The 10751-nt window shown below is 61.2% G+C and carries 9 protein-coding genes; 6 read left to right on the plus strand and 3 right to left on the minus strand.

Annotation, left to right across the window (positions count from 1 at the left end; all coding sequences use genetic code 11):
- Positions 1–257: 257 nt before the first annotated feature.
- The 3 genes from P406_RS21310 to rpmE all read right to left on the minus strand — a co-directional run bounded on the left by P406_RS21310 (position 258) and on the right by rpmE (position 2747).
- On the minus strand, positions 258–1526 hold the full coding sequence (locus P406_RS21310) for a malic enzyme-like NAD(P)-binding protein (RefSeq protein WP_003316648.1): 1269 nt from the start codon (positions 1524–1526) through the stop codon (positions 258–260).
- Between the two features lie 182 nt (positions 1527–1708).
- Entirely contained in the window at positions 1709–2512 is an 804-nt protein-coding gene (locus P406_RS21315; RefSeq protein ID WP_032702563.1) for a thermonuclease family protein, read from the minus strand.
- 13 nt (positions 2513–2525) lie between these two features.
- Positions 2526–2747: a 50S ribosomal protein L31 gene (gene rpmE / locus P406_RS21320; protein WP_002551648.1), complete on the minus strand. Its 222-nt coding sequence runs from the start codon at positions 2745–2747 to the stop codon at positions 2526–2528.
- A 169-nt stretch (positions 2748–2916) separates the two neighbouring features.
- Here rpmE and P406_RS21325 point away from each other — a divergent pair, with 169 nt between their 5' ends.
- The 6 genes from P406_RS21325 (at position 2917) to P406_RS21350 (ending at position 10486) form a co-directional block, all read left to right on the plus strand.
- A complete protein-coding gene (locus P406_RS21325) occupies positions 2917–5136 on the plus strand; it encodes a primosomal protein N' (protein ID WP_003365984.1) in 2220 nt (739 codons plus the stop codon).
- Between the two features lie 97 nt (positions 5137–5233).
- Positions 5234–6970 (plus strand): arginine--tRNA ligase, encoded by a 1737-nt coding sequence (gene argS, locus P406_RS21330; RefSeq protein WP_046237305.1) that lies wholly within the window; start codon positions 5234–5236, stop codon positions 6968–6970.
- A 1-nt stretch (position 6971) separates the two neighbouring features.
- On the plus strand, positions 6972–7667 hold the full coding sequence (locus P406_RS21335) for an SPOR domain-containing protein (RefSeq protein ID WP_003403056.1): 696 nt from the start codon (positions 6972–6974) through the stop codon (positions 7665–7667).
- A gap of 414 nt (positions 7668–8081) precedes the next feature.
- Positions 8082–8612 (plus strand): ATP-dependent protease subunit HslV, encoded by a 531-nt coding sequence (gene hslV, locus P406_RS21340; RefSeq protein WP_003392345.1) that lies wholly within the window; start codon positions 8082–8084, stop codon positions 8610–8612.
- A 66-nt stretch (positions 8613–8678) separates the two neighbouring features.
- A complete protein-coding gene (gene hslU, locus P406_RS21345) occupies positions 8679–10016 on the plus strand; it encodes an ATP-dependent protease ATPase subunit HslU (RefSeq protein WP_003316641.1) in 1338 nt (445 codons plus the stop codon).
- 92 nt (positions 10017–10108) lie between these two features.
- Positions 10109–10486 (plus strand): gamma-butyrobetaine hydroxylase family protein, encoded by a 378-nt coding sequence (locus P406_RS21350; protein WP_003316640.1) that lies wholly within the window; start codon positions 10109–10111, stop codon positions 10484–10486.
- Positions 10487–10751 lie beyond the last annotated feature (265 nt).

The raw sequence follows: 10751 nt of genomic DNA on the forward strand, positions 1-10751 counted from the left end.
CAGGATAATCCGGGGCTTTGTGGGAGCGAGCTTGCTCGCGAAGGCGTATTAATGGGTCAGTAGATTTTCAGCGGCTGCACAGGCCTCTTCGTGAGCAAGCTCACTCCTACGGATTCGGGGATGATCCGGGGCTATGTGGGAGCGAGCTTGCTCGCGAAGAGGCCAGTTCAATCCCTGAAAATACCCAACAAGTGCAGGGTATCCAAGGCATAAAAAAACCCCTGCATCGCTGCAGGGGTTTTTTATTGGGTCAGGAATCAACCCTTGAACACATCATCCACGCTGGTCAGCGGGTAGTGCTTCGGATACGGCAGGGTGGCAACGCCGGTCTCGATGGCGGCCTTGGCCACTGCATCGGAGATCAGGCCCAGCAGGCGGGTGTCCATTGGCTTCGGAATGATGTACTCACGACCGAATTCCAGTTTGATGCCGCCGTAGGCGTCGCTGACTTCCTGTGGTACAGGCAGCTTGGCCAGTTCGCGCAGGGCGTTGGCCGCGGCGATTTTCATTTCTTCGTTGATGCGCTTGGCGCGAACGTCCAGGGCACCACGGAAAATGAACGGGAAGCCCAGTACGTTGTTGACCTGGTTCGGGTAGTCCGAACGGCCAGTGGCCATGATCACGTCACTGCGGGTGGCGTGAGCCAGTTCCGGGGAAATTTCCGGATCAGGGTTCGAGCAGGCGAACACGATCGGATCCTTGGCCATCAGCTTGAGGTTTTCAGCGCTCAGCAGGTTAGGACCGGACAGGCCTACAAATACGTCAGCGCCATCCAGTGCGTCGGTCAGCGAGCGCTTCTCGGTAGCGTGAGCGAAAGCAGCCTTGTACTGGTTCAGGTCGGTACGGCCGGAGTGAACAACGCCGGTGCGGTCGACCATGAAGATGTTTTCGATCTTCGCGCCCATGCTCACCAGCAGCTTCATGCAGGAGATGGCCGCAGCGCCAGCGCCCAGGCAGACGATCTTCGCCGAATCGAGGGTCTTGCCGACGATTTCCAGTGCGTTGATCATGCCGGCCGCTGTCACGATCGCGGTACCGTGCTGGTCATCGTGGAAAACCGGGATGTCACACTGTTCGATCAACGCCTTCTCGATTTCAAAGCACTCAGGCGCCTTGATGTCTTCCAGGTTGATGCCACCGAAGGTGATGGAGATACGCTTGACGGTGTCGATGAACGCCTGTGGGCTTTCGGAATCGACTTCGATATCGAAAACGTCGATACCGGCGAAGCGCTTGAACAGAACCCCTTTACCTTCCATGACCGGCTTGGAAGCCAATGGACCCAGATCGCCGAGGCCGAGAATCGCGGTGCCATCGGAAATAACTGCTACCAGGTTGCCTTTGCCGGTGTACTTGTAAGCCAGCTCGGGGTCACGGGCAATTTCACGCACGGGTTCAGCAACGCCAGGGCTGTAGGCCAGAGCCAGGTCACGAGCGGTTGCAGTCGGCTTGGTGAGTTCGACGCTCAGCTTCCCCGGACGAGGATTGGCATGGTATTCGAGCGCGGCAGTTTTCAGATCTGACATGTATTGGATTCCGCTTTTTTTACTGTGGGACAGACGGACCGCCGAGGATACGCAAGATGCATAGTCCTAACAAGACTGACCAGTCACTGCTGTCAATAGGCTAGGGCTTAGACTTTACGCTCAGAGGGCTGAAACGTGAACACTCGGTCAGGCTCGTCAGATCACCGGTTTGAAGGGCGCTTCTAACGGCGTGAAAGGTCCAGCATTGCGGGATGGGTCAGTGACAGCTGCCAGCGGGACTGCCCCTTTTTCAGGCCTCCGCGCCGGGAGCGATCGACGACCCAGCCACGCGCTTCGACCTGCCGTCCTTCGAGGCGCTGGAGCGTCGCCGTATCGAATGCACTCAGGTGGGCAGGCGCGATACGCAGGACCAGCGAGCCCTGCAATTCGATCCACATACCACCGCGGTTGCGCTGCACACGCCTGACCTGACCGGACACAATCGCGAACCCGCTTTTGCTCAGTCGGGCCGAGGACTGCACCGGAGAATTGCGCCACACACCCAGCCGCGCCTGACGTGCCTGACGCTCCGCGCCCTGCTGGCAAGCGACCAGCCTGACATTGGGCGCAACGGCCACCAGATAGCCCAGCCCTTCGCTGAGCAGCTGCGCCTCGAGGTTGGCGCCTTTACGGTCATAGACGTTGGCCAGCGTGCGGCCGTAATGATCCTTGCCCTGCCGGCCGATACGCAGCCTGACCTTGCCGCCGCTTTCATTGACCAGCGTCTGCAAGCGCTTTTTCGCCGCCTCGGCAAACGGTTCGGCCGACCGGCCTTTCCTGCCGGTTTCAGGCGTATTGAGCCCGATCATCCGCACACTGCGGCCATCGGTCAGCTTCAAGGTGTCGCCGTCGACCACACGCTGTACCTGCGCGACTGGCAACGAGGCAGGTGCCGGGCAGAAGGCCTGCGCGCCGGACACCCAAATCGCGGGCATAAAAAAGACGCCCACAAGGAGCGCCTTTTCAAGCAGCCTGGAGATGCCCATCGGGCAGCCAGTCTTACTTCGCTTTGGTAGCGCCGAACGCACCGAAACGGGATTTGAACTTGTCGACACGGCCGCCAACGTCAAGCGTCTTCTGCTTGCCGGTGTAGAACGGGTGGCACTCGTTGCACACGTCCAGGCTCAGAGGAGCGGCCAGGGTGGAACGGGTCTTGATGACATTGCCGCAGCTGCAGGTAGCGTCAATGGCTTCGTAAACTGGATGGATATCAGCTTTCATCGGTACTTCCTCGGTCTAACGCGCCGCCACTCAACACTATTGTTGAATACCGCACGGAAATAGGCTGCGGATAGTACCAGACAATTGCAACGACGCAAGCGAACCTTCACACCGGTCGTCTGCTAAGATCGCGCCTCCGTCATCACTTATCACCACAGGGAAACACCGCGTGCCCGACGCCATCCTGCGCCTTGCCCTGCCCTCGCCGCTTCGCCGCCTGTTCGACTACCGCGCCCCAGCGGGCGTGTCGCGCAGCGCCTTGCAGCCGGGCATGCGCCTGCGAGTGCCGTTCGGACGCCGGGAAATGATCGGCATTCTGGTGGAAGTGGTCGATCACAGCGAAGTGCCCGCCGACAAGCTCAAGCCGGCAATCGCTCTGCTCGACAGCGAAGCGCCGCTGCCACCCGCGCTGTTCAAGCTGTGCCTGTGGACCTCGCAGTATTACCAGCACAGCCTCGGAGACACCCTGAGCTGGGCCTTGCCGGTGCTGTTGCGTCAGGGCGAACTGGCCGAAAGTCGCCAGGAACGCTTCTGGCACGTGGCCCCCGGCGCCAGCGTCGACGATCCGCGCATCGCCCGCGCACCCAAACAGCGCGAAGCCCTGACCACTCTGGCCCAGCACCCGCACGGGGTGGCGCATCAACTGCTCAGCAAGCTGATGCTTAACAAGGACAGCCTCAACCTGTTGCTGGCCAAGGAGCTGGTGTACGTCGAGGTCCGCAGCCATGCACCCAGCGCACGCCATGAACACTGGCTGGCCCAGCCTGAATTGCCGCTCAACACCGAACAACGCGCCGCTTACGAAGCGATCCGCGCCGGGTTCGACAGCTTTCATGCGTTTCTGCTGGCCGGCGTCACCGGCAGCGGCAAGACCGAAGTCTATCTGCAACTGATCCGCGAAACCCTCGAAGCCGGCAAGCAGGCGCTGGTGCTGATCCCGGAAATCAACCTCGGCCCGCAGACCCTGGCGCGCTTCGAGCAACGCTTCAATGCGCGCATTGCGCTGGTCCACTCGGCGGTCAACGACCGCGAACGGCTGGACGCCTGGCTGGCGGCTCGCGATGGTGAGGCGGACATCATCATCGGCACGCGTTCGGCGCTGTTCACGCCGATGAAAAACCCCGGCCTGATCATCATCGACGAAGAACACGACGGCTCCTATAAACAGCAGGAAGGCCTGCGCTATCACGCCCGCGATCTGGCACTGGTACGGGCGCGTCAGGAAAACATTCCGATTGTCCTGGGCTCGGCCACGCCGTCCCTGGAAAGCCTGCACAACGCCTACACAGGCCGCTACGGCCTGCTGCGCCTGAATCAGCGCGCGGGCGGCGCACAGCAGCCGCGTTTCATGCGCCTGGACGTCAAGAGCCGACCGCTGGACAGCGGCATCTCCGGGCCCATGCAGCAGGCCATAGGCCAGACGCTCGCGGCAGGCCAGCAGGTCCTGGTATTCCTCAACCGTCGCGGCTTTGCGCCAACCTTGCTGTGCCACGACTGCGGCTGGATGTCCGGCTGCCAGCGCTGCGATGCACGCATGACCGTGCACCAGCGCTCGGGCGAGCTGCGCTGCCATCACTGCGGGTATGTCGAACGCGTACCGCGTCAGTGCCCGTCGTGCGGCAAGGTGGATTTGCGCCCGGTAGGCGCCGGCACCGAGCGCGCCGAAGAGCGTCTGGCGATTCTGTTTCCGGACTACCCCGTACTGCGTGTCGACCGCGACAGCACGTCGCGCAAGGACGCCATGAACCAGCTGTTCACGACGATCCAGCGCGGCCAGCCATGCATTCTGGTCGGCACGCAAATGCTCGCCAAGGGCCATCACTTTCCCCGGGTCACGCTGGTCTCGATTCTGGACGCCGACGGCGGGCTGTTTTCCGGCGACTTCCGCGCCAGCGAGCGCATGGCGCAACTGATCGTGCAGGTGGCAGGTCGTGCCGGGCGCGCCGAAGAGCCTGGCAAGGTGATCATCCAGACCCACCTGGCCGACCACCCACTGCTGATCCAGCTGACCGAGCAGGGTTATTTCGCCTTTGCCGAACAGGCCTTGAGCGAGCGCCGTTCGGCGGGTCTGCCACCGTTTTCACACCTCGCGCTGCTGCGCGCCGAAGCGCACAAGCCGGGACAGGCCGAGGCCTTTCTCGATCAGGCCTGCAGCGATGCCGAGCAACTGGTTGCGCAAATGGCGCTCGGCGGCATCGAGCTGCTGGGCCCGGTTCCGGCACCGATGGAACGCCGCGCCGGGCGTTATCGTGCGCAACTGCTGGTGCAGTCCAGCGCCCGCGCGCCCTTGCATAAATTGCTAGCCACCTGGCTGCTCGCGCTGGAGCAAATGCCCAGCGGTCGGCAGGTCAGATGGTCGCTGGATGTGGATCCTGTGGATCTTTATTAAGTCACGCCGTTGGCAAGCAGGCTTGAGCAACGGATAATGCGGAGTTTTTCCACCCGCGCATCGAAGCGCCACCGCGCTTGCGGTCGAAGAGAGCACCATGAAAGACACGATTCGCCAGCTGATTCAACAAGCCCTGACCCGTCTCGTCACCGAGGGCGTCTTGCCAGAAGGGCTGACGCCGGCGATCCAGGTGGAAAACGCCCGCGACAAGACGCACGGCGACTTCGCCAGCAATATCGCGATGATGCTCGCCAAGCCTGCCGGCATGAAACCGCGCGATCTGGCTGAAAAGCTGATCGCCGCACTGCCGGCCGACGAGCAGGTCAGCAAGGTCGAAATTGCCGGCCCGGGCTTCCTGAACTTCTTCCAGAACACTGCCGCGCTGGCCGCACGCCTCGACGCTGCACTGGCCGACGCGCACCTGTCGGCGCGTAAGGCGGGCGCTGCACAGCGCGTGGTCGTCGATCTGTCGGCACCGAACCTGGCCAAGGAAATGCACGTTGGCCATTTGCGCTCGACCATTATTGGCGACGGCGTGGCGAACGTCCTGACGTTTCTCGGTGACACGGTCATTCGTCAAAACCACGTCGGCGACTGGGGCACCCAGTTCGGCATGCTGCTGGCCTATCTGCAGGAAAAGCCGGCGACCAGCGACGAGCTGTCCGACCTGGAAAACTTCTACCGCGCCGCCAAGCAGCGCTTTGACGAGTCCGAAGAGTTCGCCGAGCGTGCTCGTGGTCTGGTGGTCAAGCTGCAGGCCGGCGATGCCGAGTGCCTGGCGCTGTGGACGCGCTTCAAGGACATCTCGCTGTCGCACTGCCAGGAAACCTACGAGCGCCTCAACGTCAAGCTGACCCCGGCCGACGTGATGGGCGAAAGCGCCTATAACGATGACCTGGCCAATGTGGTCAACGACCTGAAAGCCGCGGGCCTGCTGGTCGAGAGCAATGGCGCACAATGCGTGTTCCTCGAAGAATTCCGTACCGCCGATGACACGCCGTTGCCGGTCATCGTGCAGAAGGCCGGTGGTGGTTATCTGTACGCCACCACCGACCTGGCAGCGATCCGCTATCGCAGCAAGGTGCTCAAGGCCGACCGCGTGCTGTATTTCGTCGACCAGCGTCAGGCCCTGCACTTCCAGCAGGTGTTCGAAGTGGCGCGCCGCGCCGGTTTCGTGCATGACGGCATGCAACTGGAACACATGGGCTTCGGCACCATGAACGGCGCCGATGGCCGCCCGTTCAAGACCCGCGATGGCGGCACGGTCAAGCTCATCGACCTGCTCGATGAAGCCGAAGAGCGCGCCTACACGCTGGTCAAGGAAAAGAACCCGGAAGTCGCCGAAGCGGAATTGCGCAGCATCGCCAAGGCCGTGGGCATCAGTGCGGTGAAATACGCCGACCTGTCCAAGCACCGCGCCAGCGATTACAGCTTCAACTTCGATCAGATGCTCAGTTTCGAAGGCAACACCGCGCCCTATCTGCTGTACGCCTACACCCGTGTGGCCGGCGTGTTCCGCAAGCTTGGTACACCCTTCGACGCAAGCAAAGGGCAGATCGCCCTTGAGGCGCCGCAGGAGCAGGAACTGGCCGCACGTCTGGCGCAGTTCACCGAAACACTGAACAACGTCGCAGAAAAAGGCACACCGCACGTACTTTGTGCTTACCTGTATGACCTTGCGGGTCTGTTTTCGAGCTTTTACGAAAACTGCCCGATCCTTGGTGCGGAAAACCCCGATCAGCAACAGAGCCGTCTGCGGCTGGCTGCACTGACCGGCCGCACCCTCAAGCAAGGCCTGGACCTGTTGGGTCTGGAAACTCTGGAGCGTATGTAAGTTGGCAGTTGCGAAGAAGAAACCGGCACCCAAGCGGGGCGCCAGCCGTTATCAGGCACCCGCGAAGAAGCCGATTCCAGGATGGTTGTGGCTGGCGATTGGCTTGACCGTGGGCGCATTCGTGGTCTTTTTGATGAAGCTCGAACCCGGTGGCGATGACGTCAAGCGGGTCAGGGCAGACGCCAAGGCTGCAAAGATCGCCGAAGCGAACAAGACACCGCCAAGCCCTACGGCGCCGGTCAAACCCAAGTACGACTTCTATACATTGCTGCCGGAATCGGAAGTGATCGTGCCGAACGAAGCCGTGCCGGAGAAGACCCCGCCGCCTGTGGCACCGACCGCACCGGTCTCGCCGGAACAGGCCGCCAAGATCGACACGGCACGTGCCCAGGCAGCCCTCAGCGGCCTGACGCCTCCGCCAGCCCCGCCGGTTGCGACCACCAAGCCGGCCGCGGTGACGACGTTCTTCCTGCAGGCGGGCTCGTTCCGCAAACAGGCTGACGCCGAGAAAGTCCGCGCACAAATCATCCTGCTGGGCCAGACCTCTACCGTCGAGTCGGGCACTGTCAAGGATGAAACCTGGTACCGCGTACTGGTCGGCCCGTTCAGCAACCGCGAACAGCTGACCACCGCGCAGAAACAACTGGCAAGCGGCGGATTTAGTAACCTGTTGTTGCAACAGCGTCAAAGCCGCTAGCCAAAGCGCCGCTGTTTCCGTGCTCATCGCGTGTTTTCGATGAGTACGGAGAACGGAGCTTCTGCCCGAAGGGCGTAGGAGCGGACTTGTCCGCGATCTGCCGGGAACCGGCAGCAAAACCAGCCGCATCGGTGTATCAGACCCAGCCGAGGCAGCCTGTTTGGGGGCCGCTTCGCAGCCCATCGCGGACAAGTCCGCTCCTACGCCCGTTGGGCAGAATCAAAACGGCCTTCTGTCCGCTACAAAAACCGGGAGATCGTGGACAAACGAAGCGTCGCCCGGTCCGCTTAAAGAGTTGGGACAAGAATCATACGGTCATTCCCCCCGATTCATCCTCAAGGTTGAAATACTCACCCACACCCCCATATGAGTTTGCATCAGGGCATTTTCGCCCCGCAGTGTGGAGACTCTCCCTTGACCACCATCGTTTCAGTGCGCCGCCACGGTAAAGTCGTCATGGCTGGCGACGGCCAGGTTTCTCTGGGCAACACCGTCATGAAAGGCAACGCCAAAAAGGTACGCCGCCTGTATCACGGTGAAGTGATCGCCGGCTTCGCTGGCGCGACCGCCGATGCATTCACGCTGTTCGAACGCTTCGAGGCCCAACTGGAAAAACACCAGGGGCATCTGGTTCGTGCAGCCGTCGAACTGGCCAAGGACTGGCGCACCGATCGTTCACTGAGCCGTCTTGAAGCCATGCTGGCCGTCGCCAACAAGGACGCCTCGCTGATCATCACCGGCAACGGTGACGTGGTCGAGCCCGAGGACGGCCTGATCGCCATGGGCTCCGGTGGCGCATTCGCTCAGGCCGCAGCACGCGCCCTGCTGCTCAAGACCGACCTGTCGGCCCGCGAAATTGCCGAGACTTCCCTGCATATCGCCGGCGACATTTGCGTGTTCACCAACCACAACATCACCATTGAGGAGCAGGACCTCGCTGGCTAAGCCGCTGCCGGGCCGCACACCCTGCGGCCCCATCGACTTGCCCGCAACAGAGGACCGTGAATAACCATGTCAATGACTCCCCGCGAAATCGTCCATGAACTCAATCGCCATATCATCGGCCAGGACGATGCCAAGCGCGCCGTGGCCATTGCCCTGCGCAATCGCTGGCGCCGCATGCAGTTGCCTGAAGAGCTGCGTGTCGAAGTAACCCCCAAGAACATTCTGATGATCGGCCCGACCGGTGTCGGCAAGACCGAAATCGCCCGTCGTCTGGCCAAGCTCGCCAACGCACCGTTCATCAAGGTCGAAGCCACCAAATTCACCGAAGTGGGTTATGTGGGTCGCGATGTAGAGTCGATCATCCGTGATCTGGCCGATGCCGCGATCAAGCTGCTGCGCGAACAGGAAATCGTCAAGGTGCGTCATCGTGCCGAAGATGCCGCCGAAGAGCGCATCCTCGATGCCCTGTTGCCACCGGCCCGGGTCGGCTTCAACGAAGATCCGGCGCAGAGCAGCGATTCCAATACCCGTCAGCTGTTCCGCAAGCGCCTGCGCGAAGGCCAGCTGGATGACAAGGAAATCGAGATCGAGATCAACGAAGCCGTTGGTGTCGATATCTCCGCGCCGCCTGGCATGGAAGAGATGACCAATCAGTTGCAAAGCCTGTTTGCCAACATGGGCAAGGGCAAGACCAAGAGCCGCAAGCTCAAGGTCAAGGAAGCGCTCAAGCTGGTACGCGAAGAAGAAGCCGGCCGTCTGGTCAATGAAGAAGAGCTGAAAGCCAAGGCGCTGGAAGCGGTCGAGCAACACGGCATCGTGTTTATCGACGAGATCGACAAGGTTGCCAAACGCGGTAATTCGGGCGGTGTCGACGTGTCGCGTGAAGGCGTGCAGCGCGACCTGCTGCCGCTGATCGAAGGTTGCACCGTGAACACCAAACTGGGCATGGTCAAGACCGACCACATCCTGTTTATCGCCTCGGGTGCGTTCCATTTGAGCAAACCCAGCGATCTGGTCCCCGAGCTGCAAGGCCGTCTGCCGATCCGCGTTGAACTCAAGGCGCTGTCGCCTCAGGACTTCGAGCGCATCCTCAGCGAGCCGCATGCGTCGTTGACCGAACAGTACCGCGAGCTGCTCAAGACCGAAGGCCTGAAGATCGAGTTTAAGCCTGAAGGCATCAAGCGTCTGGCCGAGATTGCCTGGCAGGTCAACGAGAAGACCGAGAACATCGGCGCCCGCCGCCTGCACACGCTGCTTGAGCGCCTGCTCGAGGAAGTCTCGTTCAGCGCCGGTGACCTGGCCATCAGCCCTGACGCAGCGCCGATCGAGATCGACGCGGAATACGTCAACAGCCACCTCGGTGATCTGGCAGAAAACGAAGACCTGTCGCGTTATATTCTCTAAGCCACACGCGGTTGGCATTTCAGGCTGCAAGAGGTTGTTCACTCTTGCAGCTTTTTGCTTCTGCCCGACGCTTGAAACCCGAGACTGCCGCCATGCCCGCTCTGCCCACTGCCATCCAGTTGCACAAGGCCTCCAAGACCCTGACGCTGAAATACGCGCCGGATGAGGAATACCATTTACCCGCCGAATTTCTGCGGGTGCATTCCCCTTCTGCCGAAGTTCAGGGCCACGGCCGGCCGATCCTGCAATTCGGCAAACTGGGAGTCGGCCTGACCAAGGTCGAGCCCGCCGGGCAATATGCGCTGAAACTCACTTTCGATGACGGCCATGACAGCGGCCTGTTTACCTGGGAATACCTGTACGAACTGGCCACACGCCAGGCTTCGCTATGGGAAGACTACTTGCAGGAACTCGAAAAAGCCGGCAAGTCCCGCGACCCTTCCGAACACGTCATCAAACTGATGCTCTGACCCGCCTCGCAGGTGTCCGCATGAACAGCATCGTGCCGATGCTCCGTGCCCATCACCCTATACAAGTCCGCTTTTGATTCTGGCCGGAGGCCGTGGGAGCGAACTTGTTCGCGAAAGGGCCGTATGATCGTCGAAAATGTATCGACTGAAACGCCATATACGCAAACAAATCCTTTTATTCCGCGCGTTCGAAGACTGCATGTAACTATGAGTACTCCATGTGCTCGGCCTCCGATCCAGAGGATGCGGTGCGGCGCAGATCTGT

This window comes from Pseudomonas syringae pv. coryli str. NCPPB 4273, from assembly GCF_000972175.1.
In the GTDB taxonomy this organism is placed as follows: domain Bacteria; phylum Pseudomonadota; class Gammaproteobacteria; order Pseudomonadales; family Pseudomonadaceae; genus Aquipseudomonas; species Aquipseudomonas syringae.

Coding starts and splice junctions, on each gene's coding strand:
- P406_RS21310 (WP_003316648.1), bottom strand. CDS start 1,526: ATGTCAGATCTGAAAACTGCCGCGCTCGAATACCATGCCAATCCTCGT.
- P406_RS21315 (WP_032702563.1), bottom strand. CDS start 2,512: ATGGGCATCTCCAGGCTGCTTGAAAAGGCGCTCCTTGTGGGCGTCTTT.
- rpmE (WP_002551648.1), bottom strand. CDS start 2,747: ATGAAAGCTGATATCCATCCAGTTTACGAAGCCATTGACGCTACCTGC.
- argS (WP_046237305.1), top strand. CDS start 5,234: ATGAAAGACACGATTCGCCAGCTGATTCAACAAGCCCTGACCCGTCTC.
- hslU (WP_003316641.1), top strand. CDS start 8,679: ATGTCAATGACTCCCCGCGAAATCGTCCATGAACTCAATCGCCATATC.
- P406_RS21350 (WP_003316640.1), top strand. CDS start 10,109: ATGCCCGCTCTGCCCACTGCCATCCAGTTGCACAAGGCCTCCAAGACC.